The 20460-nt window shown below is 47.4% G+C and carries 16 protein-coding genes; 12 read left to right on the top strand and 4 right to left on the bottom strand.

Annotated elements, in window-relative coordinates; translation table 11 throughout:
- Window positions 1-49: 49 nt before the first annotated feature.
- From ACO0KW_RS17395 to ACO0KW_RS17380, 4 genes are all read left to right on the top strand, one after another.
- Window positions 50-637: a LemA family protein gene (locus tag ACO0KW_RS17395; RefSeq protein WP_423054625.1), complete on the top strand. Its 588-nt coding sequence runs from the start codon at window positions 50-52 to the stop codon at window positions 635-637.
- The gene (locus ACO0KW_RS17390) at window positions 637-1563 is read left to right on the top strand and encodes a TPM domain-containing protein (protein WP_423054624.1); all 927 of its coding nucleotides are present in this window, start codon (window positions 637-639) and stop codon (window positions 1561-1563) included. The genes ACO0KW_RS17395 and ACO0KW_RS17390 overlap by 1 nt, the downstream gene beginning before the upstream one ends.
- Window positions 1563-2075, top strand: coding sequence for a TPM domain-containing protein (locus ACO0KW_RS17385; protein ID WP_423054623.1), 513 nt, complete (start codon window positions 1563-1565; stop codon window positions 2073-2075). The genes ACO0KW_RS17390 and ACO0KW_RS17385 overlap by 1 nt, the downstream gene beginning before the upstream one ends.
- A gap of 194 nt (window positions 2076-2269) precedes the next feature.
- On the top strand, window positions 2270-4393 hold the full coding sequence (locus tag ACO0KW_RS17380; protein ID WP_423054622.1) for an amidohydrolase family protein: 2124 nt from the start codon (window positions 2270-2272) through the stop codon (window positions 4391-4393).
- A 101-nt stretch (window positions 4394-4494) separates the two neighbouring features.
- Here the strand turns inward: ACO0KW_RS17380 and ACO0KW_RS17375 are convergent, their stop codons facing one another.
- Entirely contained in the window at window positions 4495-4809 is a 315-nt protein-coding gene (locus ACO0KW_RS17375) for a hypothetical protein (RefSeq protein ID WP_423054621.1), read from the bottom strand.
- Window positions 4810-5108: 299 nt separating this feature from the next.
- Between ACO0KW_RS17375 and ACO0KW_RS17370 the strand changes: the two genes are divergently transcribed.
- Window positions 5109-5438: a DUF2322 family protein gene (locus tag ACO0KW_RS17370; RefSeq protein ID WP_423054620.1), complete on the top strand. Its 330-nt coding sequence runs from the start codon at window positions 5109-5111 to the stop codon at window positions 5436-5438.
- 14 nt (window positions 5439-5452) lie between these two features.
- Here the strand turns inward: ACO0KW_RS17370 and ACO0KW_RS17365 are convergent, their stop codons facing one another.
- Window positions 5453-6202 carry a substrate-binding periplasmic protein gene (locus ACO0KW_RS17365; RefSeq protein ID WP_423054619.1) on the bottom strand — a complete coding sequence of 250 codons (750 nt, stop codon included), beginning with the start codon at window positions 6200-6202 and terminating at the stop codon, window positions 5453-5455.
- Window positions 6203-6467: 265 nt separating this feature from the next.
- Here ACO0KW_RS17365 and ACO0KW_RS17360 point away from each other — a divergent pair, with 265 nt between their 5' ends.
- Window positions 6468-7859: a diguanylate cyclase gene (locus ACO0KW_RS17360; RefSeq protein WP_423054618.1), complete on the top strand. Its 1392-nt coding sequence runs from the start codon at window positions 6468-6470 to the stop codon at window positions 7857-7859.
- A 24-nt stretch (window positions 7860-7883) separates the two neighbouring features.
- Here the strand turns inward: ACO0KW_RS17360 and ACO0KW_RS17355 are convergent, their stop codons facing one another.
- Both ACO0KW_RS17355 and ACO0KW_RS17350 read right to left on the bottom strand, forming a co-directional pair.
- On the bottom strand, window positions 7884-9278 hold the full coding sequence (locus ACO0KW_RS17355) for an HD-GYP domain-containing protein (protein WP_423054617.1): 1395 nt from the start codon (window positions 9276-9278) through the stop codon (window positions 7884-7886).
- A gap of 255 nt (window positions 9279-9533) precedes the next feature.
- On the bottom strand, window positions 9534-11159 hold the full coding sequence (locus ACO0KW_RS17350; protein ID WP_423054616.1) for a hypothetical protein: 1626 nt from the start codon (window positions 11157-11159) through the stop codon (window positions 9534-9536).
- Between the two features lie 247 nt (window positions 11160-11406).
- Between ACO0KW_RS17350 and ACO0KW_RS17345 the strand changes: the two genes are divergently transcribed.
- The 6 genes from ACO0KW_RS17345 to dut all read left to right on the top strand — a co-directional run bounded on the left by ACO0KW_RS17345 (window position 11407) and on the right by dut (window position 20432).
- Window positions 11407-13635 carry a hypothetical protein gene (locus tag ACO0KW_RS17345; protein WP_423054615.1) on the top strand — a complete coding sequence of 743 codons (2229 nt, stop codon included), beginning with the start codon at window positions 11407-11409 and terminating at the stop codon, window positions 13633-13635.
- A 378-nt stretch (window positions 13636-14013) separates the two neighbouring features.
- Window positions 14014-14982 (top strand): bifunctional riboflavin kinase/FAD synthetase, encoded by a 969-nt coding sequence (locus tag ACO0KW_RS17340; RefSeq protein ID WP_423054613.1) that lies wholly within the window; start codon window positions 14014-14016, stop codon window positions 14980-14982.
- 75 nt (window positions 14983-15057) lie between these two features.
- Window positions 15058-17949 carry an isoleucine--tRNA ligase gene (gene ileS, locus ACO0KW_RS17335; RefSeq protein ID WP_423054612.1) on the top strand — a complete coding sequence of 964 codons (2892 nt, stop codon included), beginning with the start codon at window positions 15058-15060 and terminating at the stop codon, window positions 17947-17949.
- A 292-nt stretch (window positions 17950-18241) separates the two neighbouring features.
- A complete protein-coding gene (lspA, locus tag ACO0KW_RS17330; protein ID WP_423054610.1) occupies window positions 18242-18760 on the top strand; it encodes a signal peptidase II in 519 nt (172 codons plus the stop codon).
- 10 nt (window positions 18761-18770) lie between these two features.
- Window positions 18771-19976 (top strand): bifunctional phosphopantothenoylcysteine decarboxylase/phosphopantothenate--cysteine ligase CoaBC, encoded by a 1206-nt coding sequence (gene coaBC, locus ACO0KW_RS17325; protein ID WP_423054609.1) that lies wholly within the window; start codon window positions 18771-18773, stop codon window positions 19974-19976.
- 6 nt (window positions 19977-19982) lie between these two features.
- Window positions 19983-20432, top strand: a complete 450-nt coding sequence (dut, locus tag ACO0KW_RS17320) for a dUTP diphosphatase (protein ID WP_423054608.1) — start codon at window positions 19983-19985, stop codon at window positions 20430-20432.
- Window positions 20433-20460: the final 28 nt, after the last annotated feature.

Here is a 20460-nt window from a genome sequence, read left to right as displayed (position 1 = left end):
AGCTGCGCGGGTTCTTTATCTTTTTTCTTATTTTTTAGGAGTGATTTCTATGAAACGCTTGTTATTCATTGCTGTACTCGCTGTCAGTTTAAGTGGTTGTGGCTACAATACATTGCAAACCCAAGACGAAACCGTGAAATCGTCTTGGTCTGAGGTGTTAAATCAGTATCAACGGCGCGCGGATCTCGTACCAAATCTGGTACAAGTTGTGCAAGGCTACGCAGGCCATGAAAAAGAAGTTTTACTTGGCGTCACAGAAGCTCGCTCTAAAGTTGGCAGCATACAGATGACTCCCGAGTTGGCAAAAGATCCGGAAGCCTTGAAAAAATTCCAAGAAGCACAAGCAGGTATGACTTCAGCCTTGTCACGTTTGATGATGATTTCGGAAAATTATCCAGCCTTAAAAGCGAATGACAATTTCCGAGATTTATCCGCGCAGCTAGAAGGCACGGAAAATCGAATTACAGTCGCACGTAATCGCTACATTCAGGATGTCAAAACCTATAACGTGACGGTGCGTTCTTTCCCTAGTAATTTGACTGCAAAAATGTTTGGCATGGATGTTAAACCTAATTTTTCAGTCGACAACGAAAAAGCTATTTCTACCGCGCCTAAAGTCGATTTTGGTAAAAAATAATGCGCCTGGTGAAATCATTCACGCTCCTTTGTTGTGCACTACTACTGCCCCTATGTCTGATCATAGGAAGTAGTAGTGCTTACGCCGAGCAAATTGCGGTTCCCAAATTAAGTCATCGCGTCACAGACTTAACGCAGACACTCACGCCCGAACAAACCGAAACATTGGCAAAAAAACTGGAGGCATTGGAGAAAACGAAAGGCAGTCAAATCGCGGTTTTAATGCTTCCGACAACGGGCGAAGAAGGAATTGAACAATTCTCTATTCGTGTCGTCGATGAATGGAAATTAGGCCGCACCAAAATTGCCGACGGTGTTTTACTAGTTATCGCGAAAAATGATAAGCGTGTGCGCATCGAGGTCGGACGTGGTTTAGAGGGCGCATTGACGGACGTTACCAGCTCCAGAATTATTCGCGAATTTATACGCCCGGCGTTTAAACAAAATGATTTCTATGGTGGTATTGATGCCGGCATCGATAAAATCAGCGCCGTGATTGAAGGCGAACCGCTACCGGCACCTGCGTCAACGCCTAATCAGGGGCACACTGCGAATTTTGCAGAAGATTTTCATATTTTCGGCTTGCACCCTTTAGTCTGGTTGGGCTTACTAGTCGCCGGCCTGATTCTCAGTAAAATCCTGGGGCCGTGGCTGGGACGTGGTGGACTTGCTGCAGGTAGTGCTGCCGCAGCTTTAATGGGCGGCACGCCGATATTAATGGCCTTATTGGCTGGCGTGCTGATGGTCGCTATTTATAGTCTGCTAGCGAGTCGAATTTTTTGGGATATTGCCGGAGCCATACTGCAAAGTGGTGCCGTTGGCGGCTTTGGCGGCGGTGGAGGAAGTGGTGGCAGCCATAGCAGTAATGACGGTTTTAGCGGTGGTGGTGGTGATTTTGGTGGCGGTGGTGCCTCAGGAGATTGGTAATGAAAAATAATCGACTTTGGCATAATTTGCGTTCACTCCTCTTACCTAATCCGTATCGTCAGCATTTCACGCAACAACACAGAACCGCTTTAGGCCAGCAAATCAGTGCGGCTGAAGCCGGTCATCGCGGTGAAATCCGTGTCGTCGTGGAAACTCAGTTACCCATCAGTTTGACCCTTCACAATGTCCATCCACGACAACGGGCGATACAGTGGTTTTCTGATTTGCGGGTCTGGGATACAGAAGAAAATTCCGGTATTTTGCTTTATCTATTGCTCTCCGAAAGGAAGATAGAAATCGTGGCTGATCGCGGCATTACCAAATTGGTGAAACAGACAGAGTGGGATCGCATTTGCACGCAATTGCAAACGCAGTTAAGTGCCGACCACATTCATGAGGGTTTACATCAAACTCTGCAAGACTTTGGCAATCTGTTACGCCAACACTATCCGATACAAGATCCAAATTCGAATCCAGACGAATTAAGTAACGAGCTGATTTTCATTCCTTAAGACTTACTGAAGCTTCTCCCAATTTGGGGCAGATCACACGATTGATCTGCCCCATTTGCTTTTTGACCACAGTTTTTGCTATTTCATCGGAAAGCTGAGCTAAAGATGGAAACCAAATGCTACAGTGGCAATGCATTTTTTTTGAATGACCTGACTCGATTCAAGACCAGCATAAAAACTTAGGGAGAACCTCCATGAAATTGGTAAAAACCATACTTGCATCTAGTTTGTTTGCGCTATCCAGTGCCAGTGCGTACGCGGATACCCAAACAACGCGCTATTTGATTTTCGTCGAAAATGGCAAACAAGCTGGTGAACAAGTCGTCCAAAAAGATGACAGCGGATTGACCAAAGTACGCTTTATCTTCAAAGACAATGGCCGTGGCCCTGAACTCAATGAAGAATTTCGTCTGGGCGCAGATGGCCTGATCAATCAATACAAAGTTACCGGCAATTCCACTTTCGGTGCGGTGATTAACGAAACTTATCAACGCCAAGGCGACCTTGCTGAATGGAAATCAACTTCCGAAAAAGGCAGTAAGTCAGTTAAAGGCCCGGCACTCTACATCCCATTGAATAGCTCATTCGCCATCGGCGCGCTGTCAATTTCTGCAATTGAAAATTCGGTCGACAAACGATTGCCACTACTTCCATCTGGCACACTGACACAAAGTAAAATCGGTGAGATTGAAGTTATCAATGGCGACAAAAAACAAACCGTACAATTGCTCGCGCAAAGCGGTATCGGTTTATCGCCACTTTTCGTCTGGGCTACGACTGGAAAAAATCCACAAATGTTCGCCGTCGTAATTCCTGGGTATATGAAGGTCATCGAAGAAGGCTGGCAGGCCAATGGAGAAGCGCTGGCGAATTTCCAGAAAGCGGCCGAAAGCAAAGTATTAGTTGACTGGGCGAAAAAATTACAGCATCCACTGTCTGGTTTAACAGTGATTCGCAATGCCCGTATTTTTGATAGTGAAAAGGCGAAACTAGGCGCGCCTTCCGATGTCTATGTCTTGCGCGGACGTATTACTGCGATCCTACCAGCCGGTTCACCGGTGCGTGGCGCAGAAGCAGAAATCGATGCGGCTGGTCGCATCCTGTTGCCGGGTTTATTCGATATGCACGGCCACGTTGGACGCTGGGACGGCGGCTTGAATATCGCGGCTGGCGTCACCAGCGTACGCGATATGGGCAACGACAATGCGCAAATGCAGTTGATTTTGAATGAAGTGAATAAGGGAGACTTGCTCGCCCCCCAAATCGTTCCAGCGGGTTTCTTAGAGGGTGAAAGTCCGTATTCCGCGAATAATGGCTTTGTCATCAAAACCTTGGCAGAAGCGAAGTATGCAATCGACTGGTACGCGCAGCATGGCTACCCGCAACTGAAAATCTATAACTCATTCCCTAAAGAAATTTTGAAAGACACGGTCGCGTATGCGCATCAACGTGGGTTGCGTGTATCTGGTCATATTCCCGTTGGATTGCGTGCTTTTGAAGCCTTGGATGCGGGCTACGATGAAATTCAGCATATCAACCAAGTGATGTTGAACTTCTTGGCAACACCCAAAACCGACACACGCACTTTGGATCGCTTCATCATTCCCGCCAACAAAACAGTCGATCTTGATTTCAATTCGAAACCCGTCAAGGACTTTATTGCGCGGTTAAAGGCTAAACAAATCGCGATTGATCCTACCTTGGCAACCTTTTCTTTTTTACGTCAACAAGATGGCACAATCAACGAACCATTCGCCACAATTGCGGATCACATGCCACCTGATGTACGCCGCGGTTTTTCGGTTGGTACCATGAAGATTGATGATGAAGCCATGCATCAACGCTACGAAAAATCCTATGCGAAGATGGTTGATTTTGTTGGTCGCTTGTATAAAGCTGGCGTCCCTATCGTCGCCGGTACGGATGAAATTGCCGGTTTTACTTTGCATTCAGAACTGGCATTTTTAGTGAAGGCAGGTTTAACGCCGGCGCAGGCTCTGCAAGTCGCAACGCGCAACGGTGCAATTTACACCCGTACCCAACAAGAACGCGGCTCAATCACGGTTGGCAAACTGGCGGATTTGGTGTTGGTTGACGGTGACCCAACGAAGAATATTGAAGACGTACGTAAAGTTGCAGCGGTTATTAGCCGTGGCTATTTGATGTATCCAAGCGAGATTCATCAAAATATGGGAATCAAACCATTTGTTGACAGCAAACCAGAACTGAAAGTCTTACAGCCAGCGTCAGCAAGCAATGCAATTGGCATCAACGAAGCTGCAATGCAACGCTATTTCGGCACAGCACGACGAGACTAAATTGCATCTGCATGCAAAGTGCGGTTTTAGTCAAACTCAAGATTGCTGACAATAAAAAACCCGTTTCGCAGGAAACGGGTTTTTTTATTGCAGTCTGATGCTTATTTTTTACTTGCCGCTGCGCTGGCTGCACTGGCTGCAGATGCCGCAGCCTCTGGCGCTTTAACACTTGGTTTGTGTTGGCGCTTGCCACTTGCCATTCCTGTAGCAACATCTCGCGGTGCCGTCGTTGCACTGGCAGTTGCGCTAGCGGCTGCACTGGCTTTCTCCGTCACCGCTGGCGCCGCAACTTTTGCCGCGCTAGATTTGCTGGCCGCTGCTGCTTCAACCGCCGCAGCTGGTTTTGCTGGCATTTGTGCGAAGGCGGTGCCCATCGTGATTGAGGCAACTGCGATAGTCATCATGAATTTGTTCATTTTTATTCCCATCCAATGTTAGCTGAAGCGTTTGGGCTTATGTGCCTAAGAGCTTAAGAGAGTTTAATTGCCGTAGAAAATCACTACGCACCTCCACAACGCGAACACATCAGAGTCTGTTGACAAGCAACTTCAAGAAAAATTTACCCGCTCGAAAACTGTCCGTTAAAATTCTCACGTTGTCTGGCATCGACTATGGTTGTCCGCTAACATAGCAAAACATAGTAAATCATGACCAATAACAAACCACAGCGATTTCTCCGACCCAATTTTTTCAAATTTTTTCTTAGGAATTCTTCATGCAATTTAGCGACATTTTGGCAACATTACCAACCATTGATCACCTCGACGCCATAGAACTTTTTGATGGAGACAAACTGAACGCAAGAATTGAAAATAAACCTGGTTCCGCGGGAAGTGTGCGCGTGTATCACGCCCTGTTTCAAGAATTTGGTGCAATCGACATTACTGCTGCCAAAAAAGGTCTACAAATTTACGCCGAACACACGGCTGACGCAATCGCCTTTCCTGGCAAACACCCCAACATCGATCGGCTCTTAGCCATGGCCCAAACTACTGCAGAGAATGAATCTCCCGAGCTTTACGTAATTAAACTCATACAAAAATAAAAGCCTCGCAGATGCTATCGATAACTCGCCATCTTTTCTTTCCACAGAGGGTCTACGTGCATCTGCGACACTATCGTATTTAATACATGATGAATCTTAGCCATAGCCAAAGGAATCATAATGCGTCGTTCATATTGATCATGTGGCTTGCTCGAAATATGAAATTTACCGACAAGTTCTGGCTGATGTTTCATGACAAAATCATGATTGGAACGGCTAATGATCGCGACATCAATTCGATTTGCCAATAATTTCTTGAAGTTATGATCTTCACTACTGGCGTCGTCCCTAAATAACTTACCCGTTACCGCCATTTCGCTCACGCCAAAGTAATAATAACCAAGTACCAAGCCAACACGCAAACCCGTCAACGATTCAAGACCAGTAAATTCAAAGGCCTTTTCTTTACTGGAAATCACTTCATCGACATCGTGCAATAAACTTCCTGTCCACAAATATCGTCGTTCTTGTTTGTCGTTAAACCAAAGCGGATTTACGCCTATCACCAGGCCATCTAAGGTGCCGGCATTTACCATCATATCCAAGCGACGACGCGGCAAGTAATGCAGCTCAAATTGAAATTGATTATTTTTCTTATTAAAATAAGAAATAGCATCAAAATATAAGCCCTCACGAGTCGCCTCTCGGACAACAAAGGGCGGTTTGAGGTGGTAGGTATAGACTTTAATCACTTCTTTAGCTGAAGCAACCGAGGCTAAAAGGCTCACCAATAAAGTGATTGCGAGGGCTTTGAATTTTGCCATACTAAGAGTCGTCACAATTTGATAGGCTGCGTGAACATGATTGACTGGATCTGATACATCAGAATATCTTGCGTCATCTCATCGTATCAGAATAATGTACTTTGAAAAAAATCTTGTGGATCTTTCTGTATTCGATCAAACGAGAACCTACAAATCGATTCTGAAAAACATCACTTCACCTAAAATAGCTTGAACCACCAATCAAAGCACCGTAGAGTTTTGATTGGTGATTCAAACATGATCTCGCATTCCAGAAAAATAATTCATGCCCTCGTTCAGCTTACTTTTCCTTGGAGTCCTCTATTTCCTGAGCGCCCGCTTTGGGATGGCGGTATTTGCACTGCAACCAGCGAATATTACTTTACTGTGGTTGCCTGCAGGGATTGGCCTGATCATGGTTCTCATTGCGAAGGCTCGCGCGCTTCCTTTGATCTTCACGGCAAGTTTTCTAGCGAACTGGTCAGGCATGCAACTACACGATGTCTGGTCGGATAACTTGCATACCGTCATTGCCGCAATGGCGGATACGCTAGCGGCTTGGATTTCTGCTACCTTGTTACAAAAATACTTTACACATGGGCTACAGCGTGCTGTCGATTTGTATCGCTTTGTTCTACTTGCTTGTTTCTTGCCAACCTTATGCTCTGGTTTTATTTTAGTGAGTAATTTAGTCTTTGGCGCTTATTTGCCCGCGAATCAATTTTCGACTTTGCTTGCCAAAATGATCGCTGCTGATAGCCTAGGTATTTTATTAGTCTATCCTCTCTATGCAGATTGGCGTGCAGGAATGAGCAGAAAAGAAAGCTTCCTCTATGCCAGCATTGCTCCCAACTTCGCTTACATTACGATCGCGCTAAGCGGCGTGTGGCTGGCATTTCACGGCTTCCCCGGCGCTATCTATTTCTTCCCCGCGATGGCACTATTGCTCGCCTATCGGGCAAAAGCCAGCGCGGTCAGCTTTCTATTACTATTGGCCACAGTAGTGTTACTTAGCCTGAGCACCAAGAACTTGGGGCCCTTTGCGATCATCGACCAGGATCAGGCGCATCTGCTCTTGTTAAGCTTCATCATGTTCACCACACTAGCCACCCAAAGCGTTTCGATTCAACAACGCCAACTCGATCTCTCGATTGAACAAAGTCAGCGGTGGCAGCAAAAAGCGATGCACGACACCCTAACTGGCTTACATAATCGCGCTTACTTTGAAAATATCTTGGAGGACGAATGGCAGCGCTATCGCAAGTTTCACCGAACCTTCGTTCTAGCGATGTTGGATATAGACCACTTCAAACACATCAATGACTTCTACGGACATGCCGCAGGGGATGAGGTTCTAAGAACTGTTGCCAAAGTTTTGCCACAATCTTTGCGCCAAATAGATATGGTTTGTCGCTATGGTGGTGAAGAGTTTACCATCCTGCTACCCGGCACCAATCTAGATGAGGCACAAGTCATTTTGGAACGCTTGCGTATCGCAATTCAAAATACCCAAATTCCATTTGAAAATAAAATTCTGAAGGTGACAGTGAGTATCGGCGCTGTCATGGCGCAAGACAGCTTAGGTGATCACGGTGAGATGTTAGTTGCCTCTGACAAGCAGATGTACAAAGCAAAAGAAGCTGGACGAAATCGCGTTGAATTTCGCGTTGAATTTTAAGCTTGCAAGTGCAACCGCGTTACTTTAGGTTGCTTGGCCAGCGGCTTCCAGCTTCATGATCGCTAACTTCAAGGCTTCGAAACATCGTTCGTCGATCGCAGTGTGCAAATTTTCAGACATGATTTCTAAAGTCTTTGGAATCGGCGTCGCTCCACGATACGGGCGTTCAGCCGTAATTGCATCAAAAATATCGGCAGTGGTAATGATCCTGGTTTCGAGACTGATCTGATCTGCATGTAAACCTTTTGGATAACCAGTACCATCTAATTTTTCATGGTGTGCAGCAGCGACCAAAGCAAGTTCGGAAAATGCATTAATACGGGATAAAATAGTTTCCGTATAACTAGCATGCAACTTCACGGCATCCCATTCAGAGATATCGAGTTTTCCTGCTTTATCCAGCACGCTATTGCTAACGCCCAGTTTTCCGACGTCATGTAATAAGGCACCGCGCTTAAGCCAACGCCGGCGCTCTGGGCTTAACTCCAAGGCTTCAGCAATCATATCGGTATATAGTGCAACCCGCGCGCTGTGCCCACTAGTATAAGGACTTTTAGAATCAACAACCTGCCCAAAGGCAGCGGCGATATCATCCAGATAATCGTCATCTAGAGGAACTTCAAAGGACTGCGGTTCCAATTCAACGACACGGGTCGTGATATCTTTTGCCCGCAGTGCTTCCCAAAACTCAGGTTTTATTGCAATTCGTTCGAAAGCATCTACCAACAGAGGATCAAACCACACACCTGCACGTTCACGAATTTCCTTTAACGCTGCCTCAGCGCCATCGGCAATTTGAAACACATCAATCACTTGCGACAGTAAAGCGATTCGTGAAAAAACCGGTATCGCCTCGGCTTGTAAACCCTCTGGTCTGCCCTGTCCATTAAAATGTTCGTCGAGACTGTATATGCCTTGCGCCACATCTTCAGAGAAGCGCAAAAGCCGTGCGATTTCAGCACCGCGCTGGCAGCGCGTAGCAATCAATTCCTGTGCTATTTCACGACCATCTCGCAGTATTGTCAACACACTGCGAAAACGCTCAGCCAAGCCTGCTTTTAAGCCTGTATGTTTGAGAACAAAATGCAGTACTTGCGGAAGGCTGTCGCCGACCGTTTTAAAATCACGTTTAAATTGCAAATCGTCGGCAAGATACAGTTCGCAGATGCGAGCCGCATTACTGCTGCATCCCAGATCTTTGAGCAATAAGGTGTAGTACAAATCCCACAGTTGATTTTCTGGCAGATGAATTTCTTTGCCGATGTGAATACCGATCCAGCAGCAGCGTATGCAATGACCTTCTGGCTGACCTTCTGTGATATCAAGTGCATGGCTAAGTGCACTAATCAATTCGGATAGCTTGAGTCCCGAGACTGCGCTGACTGTTGCTACGTCCTGATTCAAGTGCGTTTCCGACATTGGATATCCCCTTTAATGCAGTCCTGGACTTGATCGTCAAGGAAGTCATGATCACGGCAGTCAAGACTCGGACAGAGAATACATCAAATTACAACAATTTGCCGAGTAGAAATAATTCTGCCCGGCAAATTTTTTACTACATCAGACCTACGTAAAATTGCACGGCTTGTGTATGGCACAAAGCCGTGCTGAATTTACAAATTTACTCGTGTGTCCATTTTGCGTAAGTTCCATTAAATGCACGGCCTTGTTTTGTTATTTTCCAATTGCAAATAACACGGCGTTATTCATCGCATAGACTTTACCGTCAGCACCTACCGCAGTCGGTGTATACGATTCGCCCATACCACTGGTCAGGCGAATTTTTTCAATCAAGGTATTGGTCGTTAAATCCCAGCGATACAAAATACCATCTTCACTATTCACAATCACCGATTTCGTAAATGGGTCAACCGCAGCGGTATTCACACACCATTCGATAAATCCACCGGGAACGTTAGGATCTGGCGTTGGGCCCAACAGAGTTAGCACTTCTTTCATCGTCTTCACAGGTGAAATTTTATCGTCTTGTTCCGCATGCGGATCAAGAATCGCGATTTGATTCATACCATTGCCGGAACCAGCACGCTCGTAATTGTTATATTTCACCATCAACAAATACGTCGAGCTGCCCTTGTAACTGGCAACCATCGTGGCCGGAACAACCGAAGGCGTGTCATCCCATCCAAACGAGCCAGGCGTTTTTGTCTGCGACAGATCTGCATTGAAATGCAGTAACCAGCCGCGTGCATTGTGGGTGCCATAGGTCTTTTCCAGCACGCCTATGTACACATCACCATCGGGTGCAACCAAAGGTGAGGCGGTACTATCGTCAGAAATATTGGCAGGGCCTCGTTCGTTGGGATCGATCAATTGCACTTTAGATTTTAAGGCCAAAGTACTACTATCGAGCGCTAGCAAATAACCTGTCTGACGAACACCTGTCGCGATATTGTCATTCACCACCACATACAATGTCTTCTGATCTTTTGAGATGGCAATCGCGCTGTTCGTTGCCACTTTTGCGACACCCGCTCCCGCCGCAATGGCTGCCACACTCACTGTATTCGCTTTACCATCTGCACCGATACGCACGATGCCACTGCTCAAATTCGCAGGATTGCCAGCACTCGCGATAAAACCAAAAAACACATTGCTTTGTGCATCACTAGTGATAGGTGTATTGATGATGATCGCTTTATCGAGAGCAGTTTTATTCGCGGTGTACACCGTATCACCATAAAACACGATGCTCTTTAAGGTAGCACTACTCGCATCTGCGTCATCGCGATAAAACAATTTACCACCAGCACCTGGTGCATAAATCCGGTTGTTCGGCGTGAGGCTGATGTTATAAGTTGGCGTCCAACGATACGGAGGCATGACGTAATCGGTATTTTCTGACCAGATCAATTTGCCGTCTGCACCATTTCTCGCTTCAAAACGATAGACGGGATCAGCTGCTGTTTTCACTGGAATGATCACTGTGTTTTTTGCTGTGATCACAGGCGAGCCATAGTGGACCAGCAAATAACCCTGCGCGGAATATTTGGGCGCAAGATCAACCGGTGTCTGCCACGCGATCTTCGCGAAGGATTGCGTCGCCACAGCGGACAAGGCTTCATGCTGCGCGTTACCGCCAAAATTTAGCCATGGAGGACCCACCACGGATGGATTTTGAGTCCCAGTTCCGGTTCCTGGGCCAGTACTTGGAATAGTGGTAATACTTCCCCCGTCGCCGGAACCACCACAAGCGACGACGATCGAAGTCGCGATCAAAATCGTCAGTGTTGTCAACGCAAGACGCTTGCGTGAACGAAGCTTTGAATTAGTTTCCAACATAGTATTGTCTCGGTGTTAGTTGCATTCATAATCTTCTGGATTATTTAGTCAACGTTAATAAAAGTTTTTCACTGTTTTATTTTTATCTATTTATCTACTTTATACTAGTTAAGATTGACGCAAAATGTTAAAAAACTCAAGTAAGTTCAACTGCCACCAACAAAATAAGTACCGCTAGCGCCAACACGAACCGAAATACGATCTTTTATTTGATCACATTCCATTTAGAAAGTTTCGCTCTGCATCAATGTTAAAAATCATTTCATTGCTACTCTTCATTGCGTTCAGCTTGAACGCCTGTCAACGTCAAGATGCACCGCCGACATCGACGGGCACGGCAATGAGTAAGGCAAATCAGTCTGAATCAGCCGCGACAATTAATCCGGTCACGCAAAAAATTACTTACCCGATCATGTTTGTCACGCAAGTTCCGACTACTGATGACCGCAATACCCGCCTGTCAGCCTTCGCAAATCACCGCACCAGTGTCCATGACGTGCCACGTGGCGGCGATCTCATGTTGCGTTATCCCGACGGACATTTGCGAAATTTAACGAGCGATGCCGGTTTCGGTCATTCTGGGCTACAGGAAAGCAAAGCGATTGCGGTGCGCGAGCCATCAATCCATCCCAGTGGCAACAAGGCGATTTTTAGTCTACTGCTAGGTTCTCCGTCGAAAAATCAAAGCAATAATCCTTATCGCTGGCAACTTTATGAAGTCGAAGGCCTGGGTCGGCATCAAAAAGCAAAAATCACCAAAGTGGCGCGCCAAGATTCCCGTTTCAACAATGTATCGCCCTTATATGCGGATGATGGCAACATCATTTTCACTTCAGATCGGCCCCGCAATGGTGAGCTTCATCTCTATCCCCAACTCGACGAATACGAAGCAACGCCTAGCATAACCGGCATCTGGAAACTCACGCCTCCAACGGGCGCATTGCAACTGCTCAGCCACACGCCGAGTGGTGCATTCAATCCGCTCATCGATCATTTTGGTCGGGTTATTTTCACACGCTGGGATCACTTGCAGCAGGATCAGTTGGCCGATCGAGATCGCGATGCAGAACATAACAAGGTAGCGCTGCCATTTCAATCCTTCAATTTTGTAGATGAAACTGCGCATGCAGTGAAGCTCCCTCATCGGCAAGAAGTTTTTCCAGAGTCTCGCATTGGTAGTGTGAATTCCTATGGTGATGTGAATGCCTTTCGTAGTAATTTTTTTACGATTTGGCAGATAGATCAAGATGGTGCTAATGAAGAAACGGTCAATCATGTAGGCTTGCATGAACTGTCTTTCGGCTATCTGACACCGAGTTTTGCGCACGACAAAAATTTAAGCAATCGCACGCTTGAGCAATTCCATGCGAATCGTCTGTCACTGCGTCGCGAAGGCGGACTTTTTCATTTGCGTGAAGATCCCTTGCAACCTGGCACATTTTTTGGCATCAACGCCCGCGAATCTGCCTCTTTCACTAGCGATAGTATCGTCAAACTGGCGGCGCAACCCGGCCTCAATCCCGAGCACATGCAAGTTACCGCAGTGACGCAAATCGAAAAAAGTGACAACTTAAAAGATGGCCGTTACCGCAATCCTTTACCGCTCTCGGATGGTCGCCTGATTGCCAGCCACACTAGCCTCGCCTTACCACCCGAACAAGAGGCCAGCCTTCCCGACTTGCGCTTGCGTTGGCTAAATTGGAACAGCAAGAATCAACTATATAACGCAGGGTCAACGCTGACCGATGGTCTGACCAAGAAATTAAGTTGGTGGGATCAAGGGAAACTAGTCAGCTACAGCGGCAACTTATGGGAATTAGAAGCCGTAGAAGTACGGCCACGCAATCGGCGCCCTGCCAAAACAGCGTCCCTTGAATCACCGGAACGCGCCATACTGCAAGCCGAACAGGTTGATGAAACACAATTGCGCAACTGGCTGCAATCACAAAACTTAGCACTCATCGTTACCCGAAATCAAACCAGCCGCGATCGTGCAGACCTGCAGCAAGCCTACAACTTAGAAGTGCCCGGTGGCATCAAGCAAACTTCGATCAATGCGCCAAAAGCGCAAACATATTCCATTCAGCATTTTCAAATTCTGCAAGCAGAACAGATCCGCGCCTACGCAGATCGCCCGGGGCGGCGCAATCTGGCGCAACCCATCAAACATTTTCAACAATTCAATCCGGACAATCTACTCAATTCGTCAATACCAAGCAGTGTGGTGATCGCCAAAGATGGATCAACCGCGGCGTTTGTCCCAGCAGCGCGCGCATTAACTTGGCAAACTACGGATCCGCAAGGAACTCCCATCGTTAGAGAGCGTAATTGGGTCAGTTTCAAAGCAGGTGAAATCAGGGTGTGCGCTTCTTGTCATGGAGTAAATCAACGCGATCAATCAAATTTTCCCGCACCGATGAATCCACCAGAAGCATTAAGGGGTTTATTGCAGCACTGGAAAAAAATCAATAAATAGAGCTTATCTTCGGGCTTATCTTCGGGCTTATTATGTCAACTCACGGCAAAAACATTTCAAAATCTCTCAATGCACCACTTCGCACATCCTAACTATCAATGAGCGAGGGATTTATTTTAATTATTCCTCAAACCGCACTGCAATAAGAGCCACAAAATCACCTAAATTCGCTGAGAAAAGCCTTTATAATCAAAGGTTTTTGTTATGCTCCAATTTTGCCCTGCAGAAATGCATTGAAACGATGTAAGGAATAGCCAATTGCCAGCCGAAAATTAGCAGGAACATCTTTTCCTACTGGATCATAAATTTAGCCAATAACATCAGCACCTAACATCAGCAATTTACATTATCAGCAATTTACATAAGAATTTTTAACCTATGAAGGTTTTTCGTGGACTCCCAAACGCTGCGGCGCGCGCGCCGTGTGCTCTAGCGATCGGAAATTTCGATGGCGTACATCTGGGACATCAAGCACTGTTATCCCATTTACGAGACGCGGCAACGCGTCTAGGCATCGAAGCCGCAGTGATGAGTTTCGAACCGCACCCGCGTGCTTTTTTTGCGCAAATGCTCGGAGATTTATCGAAGGCACCAAGCCGCATTGCGAATTTGCGCGACAATTTATCGGCACTCGATCTAGCTGGGATAGACCGCGTCATTGTCGAACATTTCAACGCACACTTTGCCGCCTTAAGCCCGGAAGAATTTATCCAAAAGATCCTGGTTGATGGCCTACATGTCAAACTGGTCATGGTCGGCGATGATTTTCGTTTTGGTGCAAAACGCGCCGGCGACATCAGCACCTTGATTGAAGCGGGTCAACGTTTGGGGTTTACCGTACAAACGCTCAGCACGGTAGAACGTCATGGCAAACGGATTTCTTCTTCCGCTGTCCGTGCGGCCTTATCCGCAGGTGATTTTGATGAAGCGAAACATTTGCTTGGTCGCCCGTATCAGATTTCTGGGCATGTTGTGCATGGCCAAAAGTTGGGCCGCACTTTAGGGTTTCCCACACTCAACTTGCGGATCGCCCATCACAAGCCAGCAGTCATGGGCATCTTTGTCGTGCAAGTCCACGGCCTAAGCGAAAAACCATTGCCAGCTGTTGCCAGTATGGGCGTGCGCCCAACGGTCGACGATAGTGGCCGCGTTTTACTCGAAACCCATATCCTCGACGAATCTGTTGATGCCTATGGCAAAGTGATACAAATTGAGTTTTTAAAGAAACTCCGCGATGAAGAAAAATATATCGACCTGCCAACCTTAACTGCCGCGATCAACCGCGATGCTGATCGGGCGCGCAGCTACTTTCAACAGCGAGTCGGCTCAGCAACTGACCGAATTTGAAGAATGCTCGGCAAGTTCATCCGCATTTACCTATTCCCGAATTATTTGAATTTAAATTGATACGAAACGAAATCTATGTCTAACGAAAAGCAAGCAAAAAAAGACGGCGGTAAGCCGGCAAAAGATCAAGCAAATAAGTATCCAGTCAACATGACTGAAACCCCCTTCCCTATGCGCGGCGATCTCGCTAAGCGTGAACCACAATGGGTCAAGAGCTGGCAAGAAAAGAAAATCTACGAACGCGTGCGCAAAGCCGCCAAGGGCCGTCCACAATTCATTTTGCATGATGGTCCTCCATATGCGAACGGCGACATCCATATCGGTCACGCCGTCAACAAAGTATTGAAAGACATGATCATCAAGGCACGCACCATGGCGGGCTTTGATGCACCTTATGTGCCAGGTTGGGATTGCCACGGCATGCCTATCGAAATCCAAATCGAGAAGCTGCATGGCAAAAATTTACCCGTCGCCGAAGTCCAAGAAAAAGCCCGCGCTTACGCCGAAGTACAAATTGAGCGCCAAAAAGCTGACTTCATCCGTTTGGGTGTATTGGGCGAATGGGACAATCCTTACAAAACCATGGCCTTCGGCAATGAAGCAGATGAAATACGTGCGCTCGGCAAGCTCTTCGAAAAAGGCTATGTCTACCGTGGCTTAAAGCCTGTGAACTGGTGTTTCGATTGCGGCTCTGCATTGGCGGAGGCCGAAGTTGAATACGAGAATAAACGCGATCCTTCTATCGATGTCGGCTTCCCATTTGCTGAAAACGACAAGTTGGCAAAAGCTTTCGGCCTCGACAAACTGCCTCTGGAAAAAGGTTATTGCGTGATCTGGACCACGACACCGTGGACCATCCCATCGAATCAAGCTTTAAACATGCATCCAGAGATCACTTACGCTTTGATCAAAACTGAGCGTGATGGCGAGCCTTGCCTGATTTTGATGGCAAAAGACTTGATCGAAACTGCTTTCACCAATTGGGGAATGCAAGCCGAAATCATCGCCACTTGCCTCGGTGAAGCGCTGTCTGAAATCAAATTCAAACATCCATTAGCCGCGATGCATGAAGGCTATGATCGTTTTTCACCTGTGTACTTGGGCGACTACGTCAGCACAGAAACTGGTACCGGCGTAGTTCACTCTGCACCGTCTTACGGTATCGAAGATTTCCAATCCTGCAAAGCGCATGGTATGAAAGATGACGACATGCTCAACCCAGTGATGGGCGATGGCCGCTACGCATCTTGGCTGCCTTTCTTTGCGGGCATGACGATCTGGGAAGCCTCCAAACCGATCTGCGATAAATTGCGCGAAGCCGGTACTTTGTTCTCACTGAAAATGTTTGACCACAGCTACATGCATTGCTGGCGCCATAAAACGCCGATCATCTATCGCGCCACTTCACAATGGTTCGCCAGCATGGACAACACACCAGCCGATGGCGGTGCCAGCTTGCGTGAAACCGCATTGAAAGCGATTGACGAAACCGCCTTTTTCCCAGGATGGGGTAAAGCGCGTTTGCACGGCATGATCGCAAATCGTCCTGACTGGACGTTGTCACGTCAGCGTCAATGGGGCGTGCCGATGGCGTTCTTCCTGAACAAAGAAACTGGTCAAATTCATCCACGCACACCAGAGTTATTAGAGCAGGTCGCTAAACGTGTTGAAGCTGAAGGCATCGAAGCCTGGCAGAAAATCACCGTAGAAGAAATGCTCGGTGATGAAGCGCCACTGTATGAAAAGAATCGCGATACGCTAGACGTGTGGTTCGATTCTGGCACGACGCATTTCACGGTCTTGCGCGGCTCACACAAAGCACAATCGGCCTACCCTGCTGACCTGTATTTAGAAGGTTCAGATCAACATCGCGGCTGGTTCCATTCTTCTTTGTTGACAGCATCCATGCTTGATGGTCATGCACCTTACAAAGCATTGCTCACGCACGGTTTCGTAGTCGATGGCGAAGGCAAAAAAATGTCCAAATCTTTGGGCAATACCTTAGCACCGCAAAAGATTTTCGATACTTTAGGTGCGGACATCTTGCGCTTGTGGGTAGCGTCATCTGATTATTCTGGCGAAATCTCTATCTCTGACGAAATCTTAAAACGCGTGACAGAATCGTATCGCCGCATGCGTAATACTTTGCGCTTCTTGTTGGCGAATACCTCGGATTTCGATTTCAGCAAAGATGCGGTTGCCGTGAATGATTTGATGGAAATCGATCAATACGCGATTGCCCACACCGCGGCATTGCAAAAAGAGGTATTGGCACATTACGAGGCGTATGAATTCCACCCTGTCGTCGCTAAATTACAATCATTCTGTTCAGAAGATCTCGGTGGTTTCTACCTCGATATTTTGAAAGACCGTTTGTACACCAGCGGCACAACGTCATTCGCACGTCGTTCTGCACAAACAGCGATTTGGCACATCACGCAAAGCTTGTTGCGCTTGATGGCACCAACCTTGTCTTTCACCGCAGAAGAAGCATGGCAAAGTTTCGCCAGCGCAGAAGCCTTTGCAGGTAGCGATGAAACCATCTTCACTCAGACTTATTACGAGTTACCAGCGATTGCGAATAGCGAAGCCTTGGAAGCGAAGTACGCCAGCTTGCGTGCGGTGCGTGCAGATGTGACTAAACAGTTGGAAGAAGTACGTGTCTCTGGCGCGATTGGTTCTTCCTTGCAAGCGGAAGTGGTGATCAAAGCCAGTGGCGATAAATTTGGCGTATTGAGTAGCTTAGAAGACGATTTGAAATTTGCCTTGATCACTTCTGCTGCCAGCGTAGAACAAGTCGCTACAGAAGCCGACGAAACCGTCGTCGTCAGTGCATCGAAATATCAAAAGTGCGAACGCTGCTGGCACTATCGCGCTGATGTCGGCGTGAATGCAGAACACCCAACATTGTGCGGTCGTTGTAATAGCAATTTGTTTGGAACTGGTGAAACGCGTAAATACGCTTGATGTAAATGTAGGGCAGGTGAAACCCGCGCTGCTCGGAAGGTAATAACGTCTGAATCCGCGCGGGTTGCACCCGCCCTACTTAAGAACAAGTCCCCTCTCCCGCAAGCGGGAGAGGGCTAGGGTGAGGGAAGTTCAGAAACGAATAAGTCGAAAGAAAACGCAGATCGATTTTTTACATTAGCGATCATGCCTCAATCGAAGTTATCGGAATCTGAATCCCAGTCAAAGCATGCTTTGCCCCCCTTCTTCCACTCGCGGGAGAAGGGAGTTAATAACGAAAACCAACAAGATTATGGCGACCAAAAAAACCAATACATTCTCAAGCAAACCAAAAGCATCAGGTGGATTATTCGGCATTTGGCTAGGACTCTCGGCCATCGTGATTTTGCTCGACCAGGTCAGCAAAATAACGATTGAGCGTTCTTTCCAATATGCAGAACTCTATCCTGTGACATCCTTCTTCAATTTAACGCTCGCTTATAACAAAGGAGCTGCGTTCAGTTTCTTGGCGACTGAAGGCGGTTGGCAACGTTATATGTTCACCGCGATCGGTGTTGTCGCCTCATTGGTCATTACTTATCTACTCAAAAAACATGCGGCGCAAAAACTGTTTTGTTGGGCACTGGCCTTAATCATGGGCGGCGCCATAGGTAACGTGATCGACCGTGTGATGTATGGTCATGTCATTGATTTTCTCGATTTCCACTATAAAGATATCTACCACTTTGCGGCATTTAATTTAGCCGATAGCGCGATCTGTCTCGGTGCTGCTTTGTTTATCCTCGATGAATTGCGACGCGTAAAAAAATAAGGAAACAATCATGGCTTCCCGACTCGCTGGTAAAAAAATCGTCCTCGGCCTGACTGGTGGTGTAGCCTGCTACAAGGTTGCCGACCTCTGCCGCTCTCTCGGCAAACTCGGTGCGACTGTGCAAGTGGTCATGACACAAAGCGCCACGCAATTTATTACGCCAGTGACGATGCAAGCCTTGTCAGGTAATACCGTCTATACCGATCAATGGGATGCGCGCATTCCTAACAACATGCCACACATCGATCTCACACGCGATGCCGATGCGATTTTGATTGCGCCGTGCAGCACCAACTTCATTTTCAAATTGGCGAACGGTGCTTGCGACGACTTATTGTCGACCCTCTGTATCGCCCGCCCTGCCCATCTACCTTTATTCATAGCCCCGGCGATGAATGTAGAAATGTGGAGTAACCCAGCGACGCAACGCAACGTCACTCAAGTCAAACAAGACGGCATCCAAGTGTTCGGCCCAGCTGCTGGCGAACAAGCTTGCGGCGAAGTCGGTATGGGGCGTATGTTAGAACCAGCGCAAATTTTGGCGGAACTCGAAGCCGCATTTCAAAACAAATCATTGGCAGGCAAACGTGTCTTAATCACCGCTGGCCCGACCTTTGAACCAATCGACCCAGTACGCGGCATCACCAATTTATCTTCAGGGAAAATGGGCTATGCCATCGCCCAAGCGGCATGGGAAGCCGGCGCACACGTGACGCTAGTCTCTGGCCCAACCGCACTTGACGCGCCATACGGCGTGCAACGCCAGCAAGTCCAAACTGCCCAGCAAATGCATGATGCCGTGATGGCACAAGTCAATACGCAAGACATTTTCATCGCTGTCGCCGCTGTCGCCGATTGGCGCGTAGCGAATGCCAGCGATCAAAAGATCAAAAAGACCAGCGATAGCGACACGCCACAACTGCAATTCGCCCAAAACCCAGACATTCTCGCCAGCGTCGCCGCGTTACCCAAACCGCCTTACTGCGTCGGCTTCGCGGCTGAATCTGAAAACCTGATTGAATATGGCGCCGCCAAACGCATCAAGAAAAACATACCTCTCTTAGTCGGCAACATCGGCCACCAGACATTTGGCAAAGATGAAAACGAATTGGTGCTGTTTGATGCGAATGGGCATCAGGCTTTGCCGAAGGCGGATAAGCAGACTTTGGCGAATCAGTTGGTGGCTGAGATTGCAAAACGAATTCAAACAAACTAAAACAACATGAAAAACATAGACCTAAAAATCCTAGACCCACGCATGAAAGACCAACTCCCTGCCTACGGTACACCTGGCAGTGCTGGCCTTGATTTGCGCGCGTGCATCGACGAAGCCATCACCATACAACCAGGCGAAACAGTCTTGATTCCAACCGGCTTGGCGATCCATATTGGCGACCCAGGCTACGCTGCCATGATCTTGCCACGCAGCGGCATGGGTCACAAAAACGGCATCGTGCTTGGAAATTTGGTTGGTTTGATCGATTCTGATTATCAAGGTCAACTGATGATCTCGACTTGGAATCGTGGACAAAATGCTTTTACTTTAAATCCTATGGAACGCTTGGCGCAGCTGATTATTGTACCTGTGTTGCAAGTCGGTTTTAACATCGTTGACGAATTTGGCGACAGTGAACGTGGTGAAGGTGGATTTGGTAGTACGGGCAAACATTAATCTGATTGATTAATAGATTTTGTAGGGC

The sequence above is a fragment of the Undibacterium sp. Ji22W genome (assembly GCF_049340305.1).
GTDB lineage: Bacteria > Pseudomonadota > Gammaproteobacteria > Burkholderiales > Burkholderiaceae_D > Undibacterium.
Note: the sequence above shows the minus strand (reverse complement) of the source record. Positions and strands in the feature narration are given on the sequence as shown.